This window comes from Knoellia terrae, assembly GCF_048606435.1.
In the GTDB taxonomy this organism is placed as follows: Bacteria; Actinomycetota; Actinomycetes; order Actinomycetales; family Dermatophilaceae; genus Knoellia; species Knoellia terrae.
The window spans coordinates 1-20,754 of sequence record NZ_JBMBWH010000010.1; the positions used below are offsets into that span (position 1 = coordinate 1).

General features: G+C 67.6%; 20 protein-coding genes. 5 read left to right on the forward strand and 15 right to left on the reverse strand.

Annotated features, from left to right (window positions below; translation table 11 throughout):
- Positions 1-215: 215 nt before the first annotated feature.
- Positions 216-722: an ATP-dependent DNA ligase gene (locus ACOJV9_RS13490; protein WP_420185736.1), complete on the reverse strand. Its 507-nt coding sequence runs from the start codon at positions 720-722 to the stop codon at positions 216-218.
- A 341-nt stretch (positions 723-1,063) separates the two neighbouring features.
- Here ACOJV9_RS13490 and ACOJV9_RS13495 point away from each other — a divergent pair, with 341 nt between their 5' ends.
- Complete coding sequence (locus ACOJV9_RS13495; RefSeq protein WP_420185737.1) at positions 1,064-1,465, forward strand: hypothetical protein; 402 nt, start codon at positions 1,064-1,066, stop codon at positions 1,463-1,465.
- A 633-nt stretch (positions 1,466-2,098) separates the two neighbouring features.
- On the opposite strand, the gene ACOJV9_RS13500 is transcribed toward ACOJV9_RS13495, so the two are convergent.
- The gene (locus ACOJV9_RS13500) at positions 2,099-2,530 is read right to left on the reverse strand and encodes an ester cyclase (protein ID WP_420185738.1); all 432 of its coding nucleotides are present in this window, start codon (positions 2,528-2,530) and stop codon (positions 2,099-2,101) included.
- 1,205 nt (positions 2,531-3,735) lie between these two features.
- Between ACOJV9_RS13500 and ACOJV9_RS13505 the strand changes: the two genes are divergently transcribed.
- Complete coding sequence (locus ACOJV9_RS13505) at positions 3,736-4,152, forward strand: ATP-binding protein (RefSeq protein ID WP_420185739.1); 417 nt, start codon at positions 3,736-3,738, stop codon at positions 4,150-4,152.
- 76 nt (positions 4,153-4,228) lie between these two features.
- On the opposite strand, the gene ACOJV9_RS13510 is transcribed toward ACOJV9_RS13505, so the two are convergent.
- The 6 genes from ACOJV9_RS13510 to ACOJV9_RS13535 form a co-directional block, all read right to left on the reverse strand.
- Positions 4,229-4,402, reverse strand: coding sequence for a hypothetical protein (locus ACOJV9_RS13510; RefSeq protein ID WP_420185740.1), 174 nt, complete (start codon positions 4,400-4,402; stop codon positions 4,229-4,231).
- Positions 4,403-4,621: 219 nt separating this feature from the next.
- Positions 4,622-4,765, reverse strand: a complete 144-nt coding sequence (locus ACOJV9_RS13515; RefSeq protein WP_420185741.1) for a hypothetical protein — start codon at positions 4,763-4,765, stop codon at positions 4,622-4,624.
- Between the two features lie 263 nt (positions 4,766-5,028).
- Entirely contained in the window at positions 5,029-5,865 is an 837-nt protein-coding gene (locus ACOJV9_RS13520) for a phytanoyl-CoA dioxygenase family protein (RefSeq protein ID WP_420185742.1), read from the reverse strand.
- A gap of 422 nt (positions 5,866-6,287) precedes the next feature.
- Positions 6,288-7,115 carry an FG-GAP repeat domain-containing protein gene (locus ACOJV9_RS13525; RefSeq protein WP_420185743.1) on the reverse strand — a complete coding sequence of 276 codons (828 nt, stop codon included), beginning with the start codon at positions 7,113-7,115 and terminating at the stop codon, positions 6,288-6,290.
- Between the two features lie 551 nt (positions 7,116-7,666).
- A complete protein-coding gene (locus ACOJV9_RS13530) occupies positions 7,667-8,128 on the reverse strand; it encodes a macro domain-containing protein (protein WP_420185744.1) in 462 nt (153 codons plus the stop codon).
- Between the two features lie 58 nt (positions 8,129-8,186).
- Complete coding sequence (locus ACOJV9_RS13535) at positions 8,187-9,161, reverse strand: hypothetical protein (RefSeq protein WP_420185745.1); 975 nt, start codon at positions 9,159-9,161, stop codon at positions 8,187-8,189.
- A gap of 1,103 nt (positions 9,162-10,264) precedes the next feature.
- Here ACOJV9_RS13535 and ACOJV9_RS13540 point away from each other — a divergent pair.
- Positions 10,265-10,813, forward strand: a complete 549-nt coding sequence (locus tag ACOJV9_RS13540; protein ID WP_420185746.1) for a phospholipase D-like domain-containing protein — start codon at positions 10,265-10,267, stop codon at positions 10,811-10,813.
- On the opposite strand, the gene ACOJV9_RS13545 is transcribed toward ACOJV9_RS13540, so the two are convergent.
- Positions 10,794-11,213, reverse strand: coding sequence for a MarR family winged helix-turn-helix transcriptional regulator (locus ACOJV9_RS13545; RefSeq protein WP_420185747.1), 420 nt, complete (start codon positions 11,211-11,213; stop codon positions 10,794-10,796). The two genes, ACOJV9_RS13540 and ACOJV9_RS13545, sit on opposite strands and share 20 nt — an antisense overlap.
- 73 nt (positions 11,214-11,286) lie before the next feature.
- On the opposite strand from ACOJV9_RS13545, the gene ACOJV9_RS13550 reads away from it, so the two are divergent.
- Together ACOJV9_RS13550 and ACOJV9_RS13555 are read left to right on the forward strand one after the other, a co-directional pair.
- A complete protein-coding gene (locus ACOJV9_RS13550) occupies positions 11,287-12,369 on the forward strand; it encodes a methyltransferase (RefSeq protein ID WP_420185748.1) in 1,083 nt (360 codons plus the stop codon).
- Between the two features lies 1 nt (position 12,370).
- On the forward strand, positions 12,371-12,769 hold the full coding sequence (locus ACOJV9_RS13555; RefSeq protein ID WP_420185749.1) for a DUF1304 family protein: 399 nt from the start codon (positions 12,371-12,373) through the stop codon (positions 12,767-12,769).
- 498 nt (positions 12,770-13,267) lie between these two features.
- Here ACOJV9_RS13555 and ACOJV9_RS13560 read toward each other — a convergent pair whose 3' ends face one another.
- The 6 genes from ACOJV9_RS13560 to ACOJV9_RS13585 form a co-directional block, all read right to left on the reverse strand.
- A complete protein-coding gene (locus ACOJV9_RS13560) occupies positions 13,268-13,642 on the reverse strand; it encodes a hypothetical protein (protein ID WP_420185750.1) in 375 nt (124 codons plus the stop codon).
- A 28-nt stretch (positions 13,643-13,670) separates the two neighbouring features.
- Positions 13,671-14,228 (reverse strand): hypothetical protein, encoded by a 558-nt coding sequence (locus tag ACOJV9_RS13565; protein ID WP_420185751.1) that lies wholly within the window; start codon positions 14,226-14,228, stop codon positions 13,671-13,673.
- A 242-nt stretch (positions 14,229-14,470) separates the two neighbouring features.
- Positions 14,471-16,558 carry a phage/plasmid primase, P4 family gene (locus tag ACOJV9_RS13570; protein ID WP_420185752.1) on the reverse strand — a complete coding sequence of 696 codons (2,088 nt, stop codon included), beginning with the start codon at positions 16,556-16,558 and terminating at the stop codon, positions 14,471-14,473.
- A 655-nt stretch (positions 16,559-17,213) separates the two neighbouring features.
- Positions 17,214-17,807, reverse strand: coding sequence for a hypothetical protein (locus ACOJV9_RS13575; RefSeq protein WP_420185753.1), 594 nt, complete (start codon positions 17,805-17,807; stop codon positions 17,214-17,216).
- Between the two features lie 44 nt (positions 17,808-17,851).
- Positions 17,852-18,781 carry a tyrosine-type recombinase/integrase gene (locus ACOJV9_RS13580; protein ID WP_420185754.1) on the reverse strand — a complete coding sequence of 310 codons (930 nt, stop codon included), beginning with the start codon at positions 18,779-18,781 and terminating at the stop codon, positions 17,852-17,854.
- A gap of 114 nt (positions 18,782-18,895) precedes the next feature.
- Positions 18,896-20,578: an RNA polymerase sigma factor gene (locus ACOJV9_RS13585; RefSeq protein WP_420185755.1), complete on the reverse strand. Its 1,683-nt coding sequence runs from the start codon at positions 20,576-20,578 to the stop codon at positions 18,896-18,898.
- Between the last annotated feature and the right edge of the window lie 176 nt (positions 20,579-20,754).

The window sequence follows — 20,754 nt, forward strand, 5'->3', positions numbered from 1 at the left end:
AAGGGAACGGACACCCCAACGTAGAAGCGCCGGCGATCACGAGGATCACCCACATATCAAGCATGAGCGCGAGGTACGCGGATGACGTCAGGTGTCGGCGGCACAACTCGTCATGCAATCTTGCAACCATCATGGTGAGGACCGCACGTCCGCTTGCTGCCCGCCCCAGCCCTCACCACACCCGAAGTCTCCCGCGCATCCCCGACAGCCAGGCATTACTCGCCTCGGCCTTGCAGGTCCTCGGGTGAAAGGTCGAAGCGAGGGCGCAGGAAGCGCAGGGGATGGCGGTAGGCGCCCGCCTGCAGCGCCGTGTCGGCCAGCACCTCGCCAACGACGACCGGCTCAACCTTGACCAGAGCCACCCTGTCGCGGGAGGCACCGAACCGGGAAGAGGACACCTCGTCCGGCCAAGGATGGTCTGGGCCGGCCGCGGTGAGGACCGCCCCGAGCGCACGGGACTGTGTCGTGGTCAGCGGGGTGCTCCGGCCCACGATCTCCAACACCCCGGAGCGGTACAGACCCGCAACGATGGTGTCGGACCGCTCGAGGCTGCCAGTGACGGCACCGATGATGACCTCGGTACTCTCGCGGCTTTTGACCTTGATCCACGACCGGCGACCTGGCGTGTAGACCGAGTCGGCGCCTTTGACCACCAGCCCCTCTATGCCAGCGTGGCGGCAATTCGTGAACCAGGCCCGAGCCGTCGCCCCATCCGTTGTCATAGGAGTGAGCTTGCTTGGGTACCGGCCGGCCGCTGATGGTCCTCGGTCGTGCGGCTCCTTGCGAGGGCCGCCTGCGCTCAAGGAGCAGCCAGCCAGTGACAGTGCGGGACTCTGCCGGCCGGGCTACGTCATCTGGCCCCCCACGAGAGGTCGGTCGAGGTCACGATCCGGACGTGCGGCCTAAGGGACGACGCTCCCTGTAGCGGAGAGCATCGGGGCGGTTGAGATGCGATCTGAGGTCGGTCCTAGACAGATTCTCAACCGGGGGGCTAAAACATTCAGTACCCGTGTTGTCCCCTCGGCATCGTCGGCGACCCGAGGGCACCTCTGGAGTCCCGCTGATGGAGGCGATCATGTCCATGTCCAGGTCGATCTTGTCCCTCGCTGTCGTGCCAGCAGCATTGCTGCTGCCGCTCACTCCTGCTAACGCCGATCCCACGAAGGCAACCTTCTACGAAGCGTTCGAGGTTGTCTGCGATTCGTTGGGTGACGTGACGCTGTACGGACCGGCCGCCACGGAAGGCGCTGTCCTCAAGGTGCAGGGCACGCAGCTATCGCTGGTCCTGCGCAAGGTCACCATCACCCAAACCGACACCGCCACTGGGGAGGTGCTTTCGCAAATAGTCACGCTAGACAAGGTGGGAGCGCCCATCGACGACACGTGCTCGTTCTCGTTCGATGAAGACGGGGTCACAACTACGGTCGCGGGAGGGTTCCTGCTTCGCGGCCCCGCGGCGGGATAGTCCTCGCAGGTTCCCGCACCGCTCAGGTCGCGCCCAATTGTTCCGGAATGATTGTTCCGGAATGCAACGCCCCCTCGAAGGTCGTACGGAGCCGTAACTATCCGGCGTTGTCGTGAGCCGATCACGGACGCGTGAACGGCCGGCGCAAACGCAACGTCGCACCCGCACGTTGTGACGGGGACCCAAGACGCCCAGCGTCGGACAAGGCCCGCCGTCGTGGTGGGGCCATACGAACGCGCCTCAGCCATTCCTAATCCGCCGCGACTTCGCGCCGGCGCGCTTAGACCCCCGACATGAGCGACATAACTGGCCACAATCAAGGGCATTGCGCTGGGCTGCAGCTCCCGTGAAAGCAGCGATCCATGCTCAGGTATTGTCACTGGCCGTGGGTGATCACCTGGCCTAATCCAAGTCGAACCGAAGGCCCTCGTCGGGCAGCTTGTCGGCGACGTGCACGGCCTCCCCGCGGCGCATCACGCGAAGACCAGCAACCAACCTCTACCGCTCGACCTACCGACTGGCGATAAAGGTTGAGCTCGGGGGGACGCGGCGTGGTCTGTCCGGTAGCGACGGAGCACTCCAAGCCTCACGCAGCTTTCATCACTCTCCGGCCCGGGGCAGACCCAGTCGGTGTCAGTGGGCCGGTTCCGAACGACGGGAGTCGGCTCCGGCAAGCTGCTGGACTAGGGCGCTGATGGGCAGGTAGCCGCGCAACGCAGCGATTGCTCCATCGGCAACGTCGTAGAACACGGTGTAGGGGAGCCGCACGGAGGTACCGGTCGCCGGGACGCCCGCGAACTCCGCGGTGTGCGTGCCGACGAACACCGCCTCCACACCCGCCACACCATCTGCGAACGTGATGTTTCCCAACTCAGGGGACGCGTCGAACAGCTGGGTGTGCATGGTGATGATGAAGTCCTTGACTGCGTCTCGGCCTCGGACCTGGTCGCCCGTCTCCATGGTTGTCCACACCACGTCGTCGGCGAAGAACGAGGCGAAGTCGCCTCGATTCAACAGCGCGTCCAAGTACTGGCGAACGAGGCGTTCGGTCTCTTGAATGGACATTCTCCGCTCCTTCCCTGATGGTCGCGACTGTTCGCCGCGCCAGGGCTCAGAACCGGGGAGGGATCCACCGCGATCCGGCCCGTGCACCAAGTCAACACCTCGCTCGGTTCATCCGCCATAGTTCGGTCAACCACGCCGGCGAAACGCCCGGAGTGCGGATGAGTGCCTCCCTGCGCCATGCGCAATTTTCAGTCGCGCAATCTTCAGTCGAGCGACGTCCAAGCAACTGGTCAGCGGTAACTGGGTAGTTGCATAGACGGTGCCGGGTCAGCGTTTGTGGGCTCGTCGCTACCGGCACAGATTGCTGACGGTCATAAGTGCATCCAGCCCGACGCTGCTGGCCCGTCTGCGTGCCGACTTCGAACCACAGGCGATTGCCTGTCATGCGTGGTTCCTCTGCTCGCACCACTGCATCAGACGTGATGCGATGACAGATGCTAGCGACAGCTCCGGCGTGACACGAGGAAACGCCCCCACCTCCAAGGAGGTGGGGGCGTGGTGTGTCAGTTGCCTTGGCACAAGCCCAACGTGCCCGGTGCACCCTTGGGCAGGCCGTAGTACTTCCATGAGTCGGCGGCGGTCTGCACCTGTGAAACGGTATGTCCTTCGTGCGGGTCGAGGTCGTTGAGGCCGCTGGCTGCGCAGGCGGATTGGGCGTGATCGAGCGCGCCCTGGTGTTCGTGCTGTCGACGGTCCCGGGTGGGCCTTTGATCTCGCCGGCCTGTGCGGAACCGGCGGCCATGGTGAACCCGGCCAATGTGCGGAGCAACACTGCGAGAGGTCGCTTCACAATCCTTCCTTCCTTCGAGACGGTGCCCCTGCGACACCGTCTCTCATCGTCTTGCCCTGCGCTGCTCGCCCCATAGCGCTTGTGGATTACCGGGTCATGGCCGGCCTGGGCCAACCCTGCCGACGGCGAAGGGTGCCCCGCTCCTCCCCCTGCGCTGAGGAACGGGGCACAGTCCGGACTGCTTCAGACTCTTCCCAACTACCCCCGAGCCGGCGACGCATTCATGGTCGACCGACAAAGACGAAGCGCCCCCACCTGCGAAGAGATCGGAGCGTTCGTTGCTGCCGACGGTCCGACGCAGCTGGCGGCGACGTGAACGAGGGCCTACTCAGCGGCCGCCAGATCAACCATTACGCACTTCATGAACGTCATGGATTCAGTGATGCGAATGAGGCGCAAGTGGTAAAAAGTTGTGATGAGCTCGACCACCCTGCAGTTGTGGCTCGTCCCGTCCGAGCCGGAATCTGCCACCGCTGTGCGCCAACGCCTCCGGACCCTCCTCGAGCCGGAACTGCCCCCGTGGGCAGATGACGCGGTGCTCGTGGCGAGCGAAGTGGTGGCCAACGCCGTGACCCATGGTGAGGGTCCTGTGAGAGTGCATGCGTACCGGAGTGCCGGCATGCTCCGTGTGGAGGTCAGCGACGTCGGCGCCGCACTGCCCGAGCGCAGGGAAGCCCCTACAGACGCGGAGACAGGCAGAGGCCTGCTGATCGTAGACGCGCTGTCCGCGCACTGGGGAGTGGTTGAAGCGGATCCGAAGCCCGGAAAAACCGTGTGGTTCGAGATGGGCACCTCAACAACGTCAGTCGCCGGGCTCAGCAGTACCGGCTAGCCCGGCCCGCTTCCCAGCTGAGATGCACTAGCGCCCCCACCTCCGAAGAGGGGCGTTCGTTTCTGCTGAACTGTTGTCAGTCGTTGTCGTGGGCGTGGCCCCAGGTGCCGGACTTGGCCAGGCCGGCCGCGACCATGTAGCCGATGGTGAGGAAGGTGGTGTAGCGCAGGGCCTGCTCGGCGCTGAACGGGTCAGCGGTGTTGTCGCCGTCGTCATTGACGAGGAGCGAGGTGACCAGGACGGCCAGCACGGTGGCGAGATAGGCGATCAGTCGGTGGTCTTGCGGGCCGAGCGGGTCTCGCTGTTGTGGTCGCGGCGCGTGTTGACGGTGACGTTACGGGCACGGTGTTCCTGCGGCCGACGGCAACCGAACACCACACTTCCCCCGGAGCGTTGCGGGCGAAATGGCACCGAGCCGAAGCGTCGGCTGACGAGAAACACCTACCCCGAGGAACCTCCGACCCGACTGTCATGCGCCGCCGCCGCCCGGCTGATAGAACTCGGGGCGCTCATCCGGCGGCCGGTAGTTCGGGTCACCCGCGCCGGCACCGCGCCGCTGAAGGACGACGACGCAGACGATGAACAAGGTAATCAGGCCGATGATCCACCACATGGCTGCTCCTCTGACTGCATCCATTCTGAAGGCCTGAGTCGAGTGTCCCGCCGCAGACGACCTGTGTCTACGGGCGTGAATCTGCACTTGCCTACCGGGCTAGAGCTGTCTGAACCACCGAACCGCACCGCAGGAGGCAACGTCGCCGACCACGACACGACGCGCCGAAGTCAAGGGACAGCTCACCGCGTGCACTGCCGCCCCCAGCCCGCGGCAACGGTCATCAGGGATCGGGACCGGAGCTCAAAACAGTAGCGGACTGGTCAGTAAGGCAGGGGCTGCCAGACCTCGTTCTGCCCGACGTTCGAGTCGTCGGCGATCTCCTTCGGGAGGTCCCGGACCTTGAGACCGATCGACGCCGCACGCGCGAGCGTATCCTCGTCGTACTGCGAGTGGCGCCACATGCCGCAGATGTACCTCCGCGTCTTGAGGTACTCGGTGTACCGGTCGTGGTGGGCGTCATCCAGGCCCAAGGCCACGAAGAGCGCCATCCGGTCGCCGTCCTTCGCCGCCTCGAACACGGACGGCAGGCGGCGGCCGACGCCGGGGTGCGGATGCAGCCACTTGGGGAAGCGCAGCAGCGACCCGTTGCCGCTGTGGCTCGTGCGCAGGCTCCACACCACGACGTCGCCGACACCGCTGCGGACGTACACCGTCCTGCCCTTGCTGAGCGAGGTCGTGTTGTGTGACCGGGCCCGCAGGTTCAGGCCACCGGTGTGCTGCACGTGGTCCTGGCAGTAGATCCCGAACCGGAGCACGGTGTACCGGCCCTGCCAGTCGGGGGCGTTGAGGTCCTCCCGGTCGGCGTTGTCCTTGTGGTACCCACGCTGGCTCGAGTTGACGGTCACCGAACTGTCACCGGCGTAGACGATCTCGTCCTTGCCGAGCAGCGTGCGGGCGATGCCGACGATGTTGCCGTCGGTGATGACGCGGCTGAGCCGCGGGTTGGACAGGAGGTCACCCCTATGCGAGCGGGTCGCCATGACGTCCTCGCGGAACCGGCGGATCTCCTCCGGCGTGTAGACGCCCCGGACGATCTGGTACCCGTCGCGCCAGAAGGCCTTGACGTCGACCTTGTCGGCGGCCCCTGCGCTGGTCACGACGACCTCTGCGCGGTGATGTCGGACATGTGACTCCCCGTTCCTCCGGCACGCCGCAGGGCGGTTCCCCGCGAGCTGCTCTCGAGACAGGTTAGAGCGGTCGCAAAGGTCAGCGAGAGAATGTTCGGGCGTGTCTCGGATCCCAGGAGTGCCGGTCGCGCGGAGCCGCCGGCGATCAGAGGAACCGTCGCCACTGGCCCTCGGAGACCACCTCCACCACGCCGTCGACCACCGCGACGGCGGTCGCGTCGTCGATCGCTTACGCGGACCGTCGACCTCTACGGCCCGCGCCTCGGCGTCCTCCATGGGGTTCCACGGCAGGTTCGCGTTGGCGAGGTGCGGGAAGAGGGAACAGGCGCAAACTTCAAGGCCAGCAGGTCGGGGGCCGGATGCGCCTCAATTCGCGCTGAGAAGCGGTCCCTTCACTGCGTCCCAACGCGGATGAACCACGTCAAAGTTTCGTCGGTAGGCGAATACCGCACCACAGCGATGTCGGTGTGGCTGTCGCCGCCGTAGTCGCCGGGCACGGGCCAGTCGCTACGGCCGCCGCCCTTGCCCCATGTGATGGGTGCGCTGAGGCCGCGGATGAACCATTCGCCCGTGGATTGTCGGAAGACGGCGATGTCGTCGTGGCTATCGCCGATGTAGTTAGCGGGGGTAGGCATGTCATCGAGGAAGCCATCAGGAGTGGCTTTGCCGCCCCACACAACAGGGGTGGCGGCCCCTCGGATATACCACTTCCATTCGCTCGTGGTTGTCCGGATCACGCCGAGGTCGGTCCGCTTGTCACCGACGTAGTTCGCGGGCATCGCCCGGTCCGCGCGGTCGCCACCGCCGACTCCCCACTCCACGGTGCGGACGCCGCGGATATACCAAGTGAGGGGCGCGCTGGGGTCCGCGCAGTGGCAATAACGGGTCACGGCCGCCTCGGCTCGGCCATCGCCGTTGTAGTCGGCCGGCACCGTCCCGTCACAGCCGCGGCCCCAGGTGAACGTGCCCACACCGCGGATGTACCAGACCATCGGCACGCTGCACCCGTCCTGGGGGCCGCGTACCACCGCAATGTCGGTCTTGCCGTCGCCGTTGTAGTCAGCGGGCACCGGCCTATCGCCCTCGCGTCCCCACACCACCGTGCCCACGCCGCGGATGTACCACGTGCCATTGCGCGGCCGCCAGACCGCAATATCGGTCCGGTCGTCGCCACCGTAGTCCCCGGGCACCCAATGGTCATATCTGATGCCCCACTTCACGGCCCAACTCGTCGCCGCGCCGTCCGCTGTCGTCGACGAGGTCGTATCGAACCCCTCAACCGCCTCGGCCCTTGGCGCCGCGAACAGCGCTGAAGTCAGGAATAGGCACGCGCAAGCAATCGCTCGGAGCTGCATGACTTTGCCTCCCACTGTCCCAGGTGAGTTGCTCTCCACAACATCCCAGTATCCACCTCCGAGGCGGCCCTTGTCTTGAGATCCGTCCTTGAGCAGGACGCGACCGGAAGCTCGAGGTCGGGTGTCGGAGACACTGGCCGGATGCCGCGGCGAGGCCTCCGCTGCAGCCCTCCGTCAGCCGGCTGGCGCGCTGAATCACGAGTGCGCGACGAGCTCTGAACCCGGCGCGGTTCACTGCCATACGCATGAAAGCGCAGCCTGACCCAGCTCGGCACAAGCCAATCACCAGGGTGGACACAACCTGGTCGAGCGGCGAGCTCGCAGTGACGAACGCTGGCAAGCTCCGCCCTACCCCGTGAGCCGGTTTCCCTCGTCTCCTGGACGGGCGGGGCCAGCCACGGGGCGCTTTCTTGCGTTCAGGCGTCGATGGGTCGTCTCGGCTGAGTGACTACGACGAGGTCCACCGGTGAGCTCGCGGCCAGTGCTCGCAGTACGGCTTGGACAGCGGACCACTGGAGCCCGCCAATTCCGGCACCGAGGCGCGGAAGACCAAGTGTCGTGATGCCGCGGCATTCGAGGTCCTGTAGGGCGCCTGCGACGGCGGATGAGATCGCACCAAGGTAGGCGTCCTGCCCCGGATTCCGTTGCGTGGCAACGTTGTACACCAGTACCTCCCCGACATCCACGACATGGAAAGAGCCGAGCGGGAACTGGCGGTCGCGGCAGAGTTGGGCGTACTCGCTGTGCAGCTGCGGCCACCGTTCCTGGACTTGGCGTGCGATGCCGCCGGCCATGGAACCGGCGGTGTTGCAGCCGTGTCCGATCGCGGGCAGCCCCAGAGTGAGGAGATCGCCAGTCGCCTCGGTGTATGCCGCCACCCTTCACCCTCCCTCGGTCAATGTCCGGACAGTCCAACAGGACAAAGACAGGCCGGACCTACTGCGATGGTGGATTGTCGCCGTTGCCTGCCTGTCGAGCTGAGGGTGGAAGCCACCCGCAGGCGCCGTCCACGACGGCGTTGAAGTCCTCCCAGGTGGCCCAGCCGAGGCGGTCGGCCACGCCGTGAAGCTCGGTGTAGTCGCGGTGGGCTAGGTGGGCTGCAAGGAGGGTGCCGCTCGCGTCGCGGTAGGCAGGCATGAGCCAGCCGTAGAGCCGACTGCGATCGAGGCCGCCAGGGGCCGGGGGTCGGAACAGCTCAGGGGTGACCAGCACCAAGCTGGTGAACTCTGGCTTCCGGGTCGACAGCGGGGCGCGGTGTGCGGCAGGTTCAAGCATGACGTCGACCAGTCGTGCCAGCTGGTTGCGTGCAACGTCGAAGGTGATGTCCTTGGAGACGTCCGAGAGCACCTTGGCCTCGAAGACGACGGCCACCCCCGTGTCCTCAGCCAGCAGCATGGCAGCGGCCTTGGTCGCTCCCTCTAGCGTGCCCCGGGCCGTTGCAGCTTCGCGGACGTAGGGCACAAGAACCCGCTCATCGAGGCGAGAGCGCAGCCACTGCTGGTAGCTCTTGGGGGAGGGCAGGTTCACCTCAAAGAAGAGGTGGAGCCTTCCAGCCAGCGCCTCCTGCCAGCTCCCGAACCCACCAGGTGGCTGCACCTGCGCCCGCGCGAGCAGCCCCGCGAAGGCTGCCGCCCGGGCCGCATCGTCTGCGGTTCGGTGAAAGAGGGCCATCAGGGCGCTGACGATCCAGAACCGCTCGTCCTTCTCCATCTGCCGCGCCAGACGGGTGGCGGACGAGGTCGCGGAGCCCCCGGCTGCGGTTCGCTCCTGGTGCTCGGCCCAGCGCTTCAGGCTGTCCTCGAAGTGCCTCAGGTGTCGCCCGTCCGCAGCGGCAGCCACCGGCGCGAAGTGCTTCTCGAGCTCGGTTGTCGTAAACGGCAAGTACACCGGGTGCATCAGTTGATCGACCATGCGTGTGGTCCCCTTGGTTGTGGTTCGCGGCTGGAGCGGTCGGCGAAAACGGGTCACACCGCCCACCAGTCGCCATCGGCGACCGGCGCGGCTCGGGGAAACAGGCCTACGAACGCCTGCGCGGCGTCGGTGTGAATCGGTACGACCCGGGGTTGATCGCCGCCACGAGGCGTTGCAGATCCACGACCGTCGCATGCCCGGAAGTGTGGGCCTCGACCAGCGGCACCCCTGCGGCCACGAGCGTCTCCCTCAGCCGTCGACCGGATGCCTCATGTAGGAACCCGGACCAGAGGGACCATACGACGAGCCCGTCCGGCCCGAGGACCTTTCACGAGATGAGCTCCGCGACGGTGGAACCGGTGGAGAGCACGACGTAGCGGCCCGGGTTAGCGCCAATCTGCTCCGGGAAGGCGCGCACGCCGCGGATCTGCTCGGTGCGGTGGAACTGATGGGAGGCTTGACGGCGACCCGCTGCCGGTTCGGCACGTAGACACCGAGGTCGGGAACGCTGACGAGCCGTTGAGGGCAACTGCGTCGGGCCGGGGAGGGCTCGGTCTTCCTCCTTGTCAGCAGCAGCGCCATGGCGTCCGCGACCTCTCAACGGTTGCCGGCGTTGACGGCCCTCTTGGAACCTCTTGTGTCCTGGGTGTGGCCTGGCGACTCCTTCCATGCCATTGACATCCGGATGGCGGCATCGACGCGGTGTAAGCGTGCGCGTCGTCCGCTGACGTACGGCGGTGGTCCCGGGCGTGCGCAGTGGATGGTAAGCAGATCGGTAAGCAGACTGGGGTTGACCTTCTCCTTGCGAAGGTTGCCGAGGAGTGGCGTTACCCCAGCCTCGCGCTTAGATCGGGTGCATGCCATGCGCTCCAGACCGCATTGGATGTGATCCGGGGGCACATGTGGATATCGCCAGGCTACGAGTGACGGAAGTAGCCCTCCAACGCACAACCGCAGAGACCTTCGCCCGGGCCTACACCCGTGCCTGCGCGCGCGCCCGCAAGCTGATCTACGTCGAGGACCAGTACTTCTGATCCGACGTCGTAGCCGGCACGCTCGCCGACGCCCTGCGCCGCGAGCCCGACCTGCAGGTGATCGCGGTCGTGCCGCGCTACGCCGAGGACGAGGGCCGGTTCGGCGGTCCCCCGATGCACTACGGCCAACGGCTCGCGTACGACCTGCTGCGGGAGGCGGGCGGTGACCGGTTCAGCATGTTCGACCTCGAGAATGACGCAGGTACGCCGATCTACGTCCACGCCAAGGTCGGCATCGTCGACGACGAGTGGATGACCATCGGCTCCGACAACCTCAACCTCCGCTCGTGGAGCCACGACTCCGAGCTCACCTGCGCGGTCGTCGACCCCGACGACGAGCTGCACCGTCGGCTGCGTACGCCGTTGTGGGCGGAGCACCTCGGCCTGCCCGAGGACGACCCCCGGCTGAACGACATCGACGACCCGACCGCGCTCTGGAACGAGCGGGTCGGCACTCCGGGCAGTCGCTCCACCCACACGAGCCGCCGGAGGTCTCGTCCCGGACGGCACGGTGGGCGGCACCGCTCTACCGCCGCGCCATCGACCCCGACGGACGGCCGAGGCGGCTGCGCGGCACCTCCGACTTCTAGGTGGACCTCTAGGCGTAGGGGTCGGTGATCTCGCGGAGCTTCATCAGCCCCTCGCGCAGCTGCCCCGCGAGCTCGGGGCCGAGGTGCTCGGTCCACTCCTGCTCGACAGCGATCACGACATGCATGGCCTGGGTCGCGGCCTCGCGCCCGCGTGCGGACATCCGGATCAGCCGCGCCCGACCGTCGCTAGGGTCGGGCACCCGCTCGACCAGGCCCTCGCGCTCCAGCGCCGCCACCAGGAGGCTCGCGGTCTGCTTGGTCACCTGCGCCCGGTCGGCCAGCTCGGTCAGCCGCGAGCCCTCGTCGGCGATCCGCTGGGCGAGCCGCGACTGCGCCACCGTGACGTCGTACCCCGCCTCGCGCATCGCGCGCTGCACACGCTCGTCCATCGCGCGGTAGGAGACGAACATGAGCGTCGCGAGGTCCATCGCATCCCTTGACGTAGTCAGCATCACTGACCATGATGGTCAGCATCCCTGACGATCATAGAGGGGGCATCCCATGACCCGACTTCCACCCGTCGGCGTGGTGCGCGCCGCCACCGGCGTGCGCACCGCGATCCAGGGCCTGGCCCGGCGGATGGTGCCGCCCGAGGTCGGCATCCTCGAGGTCTCGTCGGCCTTCATGGCCTCGCAGGCGGTGTACGCCGTCGCCCGGCTCGGCATCGCCGATGTCCTCGCCGCCGGGGCGCGGACCGCGGAGGAGGTCGCCGCCGACCTCGGGACCAACCCCGACGCGACCTTCCGCCTCCTGCGGGCCAGCGCGGCGTACGGCATCGTCCGGCACGTCGGCGACCGCTTCGACCTGACGGCCGTCGGTCGCACGCTCGTGTCCGACTCGCCGGACTCGATGCGGTCGGTGGTGCTGATGATCGGCGACCCGCGCTACCAGTCGGTGTGGGGCCGGCTCCCCGAGGGCGTCACCACCGGTGACCCGCAGGCGGAGGCGGTCCACGGTGTCCCGATGTGGGACCTGCTCGACCGCGACGCCGACTACGCCTCGACCTTCAACGACGCGATGGGCCGGCTGACCGAGCTCGACTGGCCGACGGTGGCGGCGGTCTACGACTTCACGCCGTTCGGGACGATTGTCGACGTCGGCGGCGGCCACGGGCAGCTGCTCGCGCTGATGCTCGGCGCGGCGCCGGCCGCGGACGGCGTGCTGCTGGAGCAGCCGAGCCTCATCGGTCCGGCCGAGAAGCACCTGGGCGAGGCGGGCGTGCTCGACCGGTGCCGGCTCGTGGGTGGGTCGTTCTTGGAGACCGCGCCCGACGACGGCGACCTCTACGTCCTCCGACGCGTCGTGCACGACTTCGACGACGACCAGGCGGTCGCGCTGCTGACCATCCTGCGTCGCCACATGCCGTCCGGCGCGACCCTCCTGCTGGTCGAGAGCGTGGTGCCGCCGGGCGACGCGCCGCACTTCACGAAGTCGCTCGACCTCGACATGCTGCTTTGGGTCGGCGGTCGCGAGCGCACCGAGGAGGAGTTCGCGTCGCTGCTCGAGCGCAGCGGCTTCCGGATGACCCGCGTCGTGCCGACCATCTCGACGATCTCGCTCGTCGAAGCCCGGCCGGCGGACTGACATGGACACCGTCGCGCAGGTCTGCACCGGCATCACGGCCGTCATCCTGATCGCCGTCTTCCCGTTCGAGGCGTTCCTCATCGACCGGCCCTGGGTGCAACAGTTCCTCGGGATCGAGCCGCACGGCATCGCCAACGTCCACCTGTGGTCGTTCTGCATCGGCGTCCGCAACGCCCTGGCCGGCATCGGCGGGCTGGCCGGGCTCTGGATCCTCCACAACGGCGACGAGTCGACCGGGGTCACCGTCGTGGTCGTGTCCCTGCTCTACATACTGCTGTCGTCGCTCGCGATGGGCGTCGCCGACCTGCTCGGCTACTGGCGCCCGCGCGGCGGCAGCGTCCGAGGGACCGTTGCGTCGTCCGCGCTTCCGGCGATCGCACTGGCGGTCATCGCGGTCTGACTCAGCGGCGACGCTGTCAGTGCGCCCGTCGCTTGCCGCCCACCGGCTTCTCCGCGAAGGCGGACCCGGGCCGGCCGGACCTGTCCGCCGGGCGCGCGGCGAAGGCCCAGGCGGGCTCGCGGCTTGCCTGCTCCCGAAGCGAAGGCTGGCCTGTTCTCCCTGCCTCACCATCGGCCCCAGGCCCAACACTGACGACTCTGAGAACCTCACGAACCTCCGGCCTCTCAAGACGTCGTCACGACCAAGTCGAGGACGCCGGCAGCCAAGGCCGAGGGCTCCGGAGGCGCCAACGCCAACCAGCGCCTGAACTCGCGACCAGCCCCGCCGCCCTGGGCGTACCGAGAGATGGCCTCCACTGTCGCCTCGCGGGGACCCTCTACGAAGTCCTCACGGACGTCGCTCCAGGCCGAACCGAAGTGCCTCGCAGCGACTACCCGTCGCACCGGGAGCCCAGAGGGGGCAGGCAGAGTCGGAGTGCAGAAGTGGCGGGCATGAGCCTCAAGCAGAGGGCCGACGTCTCGGGTCTCGACGCGGCCGTACGCGCCCGAGCGGCACGTCCGGTAGGCAGCCTTCAGCAGGGCCGGGGGTGAAACCCTCTGCGAGCCGCTGCGCGCGGTGCGTCACCTGACACAGCACTGACCAGCAATCCCGCGGAGAGCGCACAGTCATCTTCAGCTCGAGGGCGACCATGCGCCCCTGGGAGTCGAGCAGGAGGAAGTCGACGGCCGGCCGACCGAACCCTTGCTGTGCGCTGTTGATGCGGTAGCTGTCCATCACCTCCCACGCGGCGAGGAAGAGGCGCTCACGGCCGATGTCGGCCCCCTCGTCAACCCAGAGTTGGGCGAGGTGCTTCTGCACCTGGTGCTCGTTCATTCGCTGTGTTGCTCGTGCGCGCTCAGGTCTACACCTCCGTCTGCCCGGGCACGTAGGTCACCGAGCACCCGAGTGCCTCCCACGACGTCTCCGTCGACCACTGCGGCTCAGGAGCGACTGCCCACCAGGAGATCTGGGAGTTGTACTTCCACCGCCCGGTCGCTGGTCCCCAGTGATACAGCACCGAGCCGTGCTTGCTGAGGTCTCCCAACGTGTGAGCGAGGAACGCCGACGTTGTGTAGCTCTTGCCCTTGATCGCGGTGTGACCGTACCGCTCCACGAGCATCGCGAAGTCCTGCGGGTTGCGCTCGGCGTAGCGCTGTTCGACTACTCCGTACTCCACCCAGTGACCGCGGAACTCCGAAACGATGCTCGGCAGCTCGAGATGAAGACCGAGGTCGGCGGCAAGGCCGGTCACCCCTTCTAGGCCGGGCGGCGTTGGGACAGACAACCAGGTGTAGGTGCCTTCCGTCGGATGGCCTTTCAGCCGGGGGCAGGTGTATCGCAGCGATCCCGCCTCGTCGCCGACACGCTCTGGACGGATGCCCTCGTCGGCGTGGAATGCACATACGTGAATGTCTGCCACAAGGCTCTCCTCAGTCAGGGGTTCCCCACGATGACACGCATTGCCAACGGGCGCTGGGTGACGCCTGATCCTGACGCACCGCGGGCAGAAGCCCGTCATCATCGACTGATGCCGCATTCGACCATGTTCAGGCGTCCTCCCGCGTAGGTGTGGTGCGCAAAGGACCCGAGTGACGTTCCTTGCCATACCGGCGAGACCCAGTCGTTCGCACTGAGTAGGGCCTTCGGGTCCTTTGCGCCGCATCACTCGTCCGTGCTGAACACCATCCCCTCGAAGACGGCTCGTCTATTGGCCGGGTGCTTCCCGCGGCTAGCGCCGAGGGCCTTGATCGCCTCGTGTCTCTCGAAGCGCTCCCCGAATGTCTGGATGCCCCAGGGATGGTGCGGCTCTGGCAGCCAAGCGTTGAACTCGGCCCTGAGATGCTCCACCTCGATGAGTCCCCGGGCGGAACTGCGCAGCCTGTCACTCACGAAGGCGTAGATGACGTCGGATGACTCACGCCACTCCTTCGTGGCTTCCTCCACGGCTTCCGGCATCTGGGGCAGCTTGTAGTCATCGGCCGCCCAACGTCGTGCTCCCTCAACGAGCCACGCGAGGACGGCCTCTTGCTGAGGCACCTCGTTGAACAGCCTGCCGCGCAACCCAGGATCCGCGGGGAGCCCGTCTTCACCGAACGTCTTGGGGAACGGAACCATCACCAGCCGACGCCATGTTCCGTGGTCGGTGTCCGTAACCACCGGTCGGTGGTTGGTCGAAACCACCAGAGTGTGCGTCGCACGGAACGTCACGGAGTCTTGTCGCATTCGCCGGGCTGTGATGAGCTCTGTGCCCAGGAAGCGCTTCAACTTGACGGTATCCAGTCGATGGCCGTCCCCAGTCTCCTCGACGTGTGCGAATCGCGCCCCGAGAAGGTCCATGAGCTCGGTGGGGTGCTCTTCCCGGCGGCCGCCGAACATCGTCGGTAGAAGCACCTGAGCGGCGGCGCCCAGTGCGAGGTGGCCCGCCCCGAGGATGGTGGTCTTGCCGTTGCTTCCGCCGCCGTGCCAGAAGGCGATGATGTCTTCGCGAGGCGTGAGGCCAGTCGCCGCGGTGCCCAGGAAGTACTGGGCCCAGTCCCGGGTGTCGTCATCGGCGAACGCGGTCAGTGCCTTGTTCCAGTCCGGGTGTTCCGCGCCCGGGTGGAAGTCGACGTCAGTGCCTCGCCGGATAAGGAGGGAGGGGTCGTGCTCGAGGAGCTCTCCTTTGGCTAGATTCACTACTCCGTTCCCGACTCCAAGGAGCATCGGGTCGGCGTCGAAGTCGTCCAATTCTGCCCGAACCGACTCCACTCCCTTGGCGAGACCGGCGATGGCCTTGATCCGGCCGGCCGACTGCAAGGCGACATACTGCTTCAGTCGCTCGTGAGGCTCACCATCCTGGAGTGCCAGGTGCGCTAGGAGGGTGACGTACCTGCGGACCTCGTCCACGACCACCTCGTCCGGAACGTCACGCCACCGCCGCCCGTCGTAGCCCAGCCAACCGAGGCCATGCACGTGCAGGTAGCGGTCGGCAAGGCACTCGAAGGCGAACCGTTCAACCAAGACGGCATCCGTAAGCCTCGTGTCCCCCGCTGTGGGGTTCGGAGGGCTCGAGGACGCTGCGTTCACCAGGTCGCTGATGACGCCGCCGTTGGCGAGGTAGTCGTCGACACCAACTTTGTCCAGACCGTCGATGGGTAGGCAGGTGATGTACTGCACCTTGGCCCCACGCGACCGTAGCCATCTGCCCAGGCGTGACATGGCTGCAGCGACGTTTCCGTTGGTGCGCGCGTCGCTGTCGAAGCAGACATACACCCGTCGTCCGCGCAGCTGCACGTCCTCCCAGTCACCCAACGTGCCGTGGGTTCGGCGCCAAGCGAACACTCCGGACAGGGAGAGCGCACACTCGCCAGCCGTGGTCAGCGCGTCGCCCTTCTTGACACCCTCGGTCACCCACAGGGGCACAGTTGGGTCCGCGATCTTGGCAGTATTGAAGGGGTGGACGTCGAGAACCAAGGGCCGATTCGGCGGTGACTCGTACTTGCGGCGCTTCCCCTTGTCGTCCTTCCGGGGGGAGTCCGGCCGGTACTGCGCGGAGAGCCGGGCGCCGGTAGGTCCGAACTGGGGGATCAGGACCCCGGGGTACCGCGAGCGGTCCTCATACAGCGCCCGCCCGAAGCCCGCCGCCTTCAGCCGGTCAGCGTTCTGGTCGTCGGTGTTGGACCAGGTCAGGCTCGCATAGCCTCGAGCGTCGATGACCTTGTCGGAGATGGCCGACTGCTGCAGGACGGTGCGGTGGTTCGGCAACAGCATGGCCCGTGACCCCGGTCGGATCCTGCGGGGTCGCCCAGTACGCGGAGCCGTGATGAGCACCGCTGCCGGTCTGGTGTCAGTGCCCTTGGCTACCGTGGGGATCGTTGTCTGGGAGGACGACTCGGGTGGTGCCCCGGTAGGGCGCCATTCGTTTGCGCTCATCGCACGGACCCCCTGTTGACCGCGAGGGACGGGTTCGCAGCGTCGACGGTGGGCGCGCCATCGCATGTCGCCCGGGTTTCCTCGGAAGTGTCCGAGGATGACTGCGTCGCCTCTGCAAGTAGAGCGGTTGCCTCCCCGAGTTCCGCGAGAGCCTTCCGCCGGCTACCGGCCGAGCGACGCGCTTGCGCCGAGCGCAGGGCGAGGCGAGTGAAGTGCGCCTTCCGAGCATTGACCGCCCGACGTGCGCGCTCATCGGGGAGCAGTTCTTGCCGAGGGTCGACGAGGTCCTCGAACTTCGCGAGGAAGGCATCGCGCGCTGGCGCGGTGCGTGCCGTCCGGTCGGGTGTGCGGGCCCAGGACTCGTGGGCGGCCAGGCGAGCGACCAGCTGTCGCTGCGTGGGCTTGGTTGCGGACATGCTGAACCAGGCTTTCCTCCAGGTGCGTCACTCCTGGGGGCGCCACCGGCGACCGCATCTAGACCGCATCCTGCGGACTACGGCGAGGATAGCGCTTCAACGTCATGCAGCCCGATCACCAACGGTTCTGGCGTGTCGCGCTGTTGGCGTCGCCGTTGATCCTCAAGGTAGGTCTTGTACAGACGAACCCGGTCGATCGTGTGCGGGCCATGACGGCCGCACTTGACCCACAACGTGACGCTCAGCGTGTTCGGGTCCTCCAGAAAGAGCCGGACGATGGTGATGGGCACCGGCTGCCAGCCTTGCGTGAGCCGTGCCCGACCGGCTTGGCGACGACGTTCTACCTTCTGATCCTTGGACAGCACGGCGGTCGGGGGCGCAAACGGATCGGTGGGGTCATCGGGCGGGTCGAAGAGCCCTCCGGGAAGCTTCGAGATAAAGAACAGGCCGGAGTCTGTCCTCCAGAGTTCGGCGAGCATGGGATCGGGACGTGCCCCGTGCCCCGCGTCGCAGACGACGCGCAGCAGCGGGCGGGTCGTGGAGAGTGGAAGCAGCTCCCACTGTCCTGTCTTGAGGTTGAGCTGACGGTCGGCGACCAGGTAGTTGTAGGTGGCGTTGAGGGTGCGCTGATGCGGGTCCTCGTCGCCCAGATCCGGCCACAGCGCTGTCACGGCGCTCTCGTAGGCGCCTGCAGGGCGGTCGGGTCGATGCCGCCTCACAGTTCTCCCAGGTTGAGGGTTCGGGCCTCGACGGCGGCGCGGGCGGAGGCCTGCGCCTGGGTGTAGCGCAGCAGCATGTCCGGGCGGGCCCATCCGGCCACGGCCATGAGGCCGGTCTCAGAGCCGCCGGCGGCGAGCCAGCGGTGGGCGGCGGTGTGGCGCATCCGGTGCGGGTGGAATCCGGAGATACCGGCGGCGGCGGCTCGCTCCCCCAGGGACTTGTGCAGGGCGTCGTAGGAGAACTGCTTGCCGCGGTCGCCGAGCCACAGTGCGGGTGAGGTGGCGCCGAGGCGGTGGTGGCGGCGCAGCCGCAGGTACCGGTCGAGGGCCTTGGCGGCGTGGGGGCCGACCGGGACGACGCGGCCCTTCCCGCCTTTGCCGCGGCGGATGATCGCGGTGCCGGCGGCGAGGTCGAGGTCTTCCAGGGCCATGGCGACGACCTCGCCGGCGCGGGCGCCGGTCTCGAGCATGAGGCGGACGATGGCCTCGTCGCGGCGGTGCCGCAGCGCCACCTGCGGGGTGGCGCCGGTCGGGGGCTGGCAGGCGGCGAGGAGCCGGCGGAGCTGGTCGTCACTGAGGGGTTCGACGACCTTGACGTCGAGCTTGGGTGAGCGCAGCCCCAGGAACGGGTCGGCGGCGATCTCGCTCTCCTCGGCGAGCCAGGCGGTGAACCGGCGCACCGGGAGCTGGCGGGCGCGGATCGTGGCCGGCGCCATCCCGGTGTCGACGAGCTCGGCGACCCAGGCGCGCAGGCTGTCCCGGGCGAGTGGGTCCGCGCTGCCCCGCTGGCACCAGTCGAGGTAGAACCGCACCCCGTCGCCGTAGTTTTTCAGCGTCTGCGGCGACTTGCGTTCGGCCCGCAGACCGAGCATCCAGGACGTCGCCAGCAACCGCAGATCCGGGACACCAAGGCTGCTCGTGGTCACCGACCGAGCCTAGGCGATATCTGGACTAGGAGCGCTGTGCTCTGCAAATCCGCACAGAGCCCGCGGTGAAAAGCGCCGCTGACCTGCAACGATGGCGCCGAGGAGCCGGTCCGGTCAGTCCAGATAGTCGCGCAGCGCCTGCGAGCGGCTGGGGTGGCGAAGCTTGCTCATCGTCTTGGACTCGATCTGGCGGATCCGCTCGCGGGTGACGCCGTAGACCTTGCCGATCTCGTCCAGGGTCTTGGGCTGGCCGTCGGTGAGGCCGAAGCGCATCGAGACGACACCGGCCTCGCGCTCGGAGAGCGTGTCGAGGACCGAGTGCAGCTGCTCCTGGAGGAGCGTGAAGCTCACGGCGTCGGCGGGGACGACCGCCTCGGAGTCCTCGATGAGGTCACCGAACTCGCTGTCGCCGTCCTCGCCGAGGGGGGTGTGCAGCGAGATGGGCTCGCGGCCGTACTTCTGCACCTCGACGACCTTCTCGGGCGTCATGTCCAGCTCGAGGGCGAGCTCCTCGGGGGTGGGCTCGCGACCCAGGTCCTGGAGCATCTGGCGCTGCACGCGGGCGAGCTTGTTGATGACCTCGACCATGTGCACGGGGATGCGGATGGTGCGGGCCTGGTCGGCCATGGCGCGGGTGATGGCCTGGCGGATCCACCACGTCGCGTAGGTCGAGAACTTGTAGCCCTTGGTGTAGTCGAACTTCTCGACCGCACGGATGAGGCCGAGGTTGCCCTCCTGGATGAGGTCGAGGAAGAGCATGCCGCGGCCGGTGTAGCGCTTGGCCAGCGAGACGACGAGGCGCAGGTTGGCCTCGAGCAGGTGGTTCTTGGCGTTCTTGCCGTCCTGGGCGATCCACCACAGCTCGCGCTTGAGCTTCATGTCGATCTTGTCGCCGGAGTTGAGGCGCTCCTCGGCGAACAGGCCGGCCTCGATGCGCTTGGCGAGCTCGACCTCTTGCTCGGCGTTGAGGAGGGCGACCTTGCCGATCTGCTTGAGGTAGTCCTTGACCGGGTCGGCGGTCGCGCCGGCGGTGACGACCTGCTGGACGGGCGCGTCCTCCTCGTCGTCGTCGCGCAGGACGAAGCCACCGGCGCTCTCGGGAGCGGCGTCGGCCTTGGCCTTGTCGCCCTCGCCGTCCTCGGAGTCGCTGTCGTCGTCGGAGTCGGCGTCGGCCGTCACGGCGACGACCGCTGCGACGTCGACCTCGCCGACCTTGGCCAGCTCGGCCGGGTCGACGTCGTCGGGCTCGACGTCCACGTCGCCGTCGGCCTCGGGCGCATCGGCGGTGCTCGCGGCGCCGGCGGCCTTCTTGGCGGCGGTCTTGCGTGCGGGGGTGGTCTTCTTGGCCGGGGCCGCGGCGGCGGCGGCGGCCTTCTTGGTCGTCGCGGCCCTGGCGGCGGACGTGGCCGCGGTCTTCTTCGCCGCGGTCTTCGTGGCGGGGGCCTCGTCGGCGGCCACCTTGGGGGCGGAGACCTTGGCGGGCGCAGCCTTTGTCGCGGCCACCTTCTTGGTCGCAGCAGTCTTCTTGGTGGCCGTCGTCGTCGTCTTCTTGGCGCTGGCCCTCGCGGCGGCGGCCACGGCCTTGTCCGGGGCGGTCATGACGACCTCGATGCCCTGACCGGCGAGCGCCGTGAGGACGATGCGTCCGCGGCTGGCGCGCACACCCGCGGCGGTGATGGCCTGGGCCACCTGCTCACCGGTGACCTGTCCACCCGTGCGCCCCGACCGGATGAGGTCCTGGAGGGCGGGGTGGCTGAACTCGGCGGGGAGGGGCGTCTCGGAGGCGTTCGTGGACACAGGCGACACCGGCAACCTTTCGTCACGGGGAGGCGCTCGGTGGGGCTCACGCGTGGGCGGAGCACCGACCGGCTGATCGACTTGGTGCACCTTCTGACGTGCCCCACAGGGGTGGGGACCGGCCCTTGCTCGAAGGGTGCTCCACCATTATAAATCGCCGCGACCCCCCTGCCCTA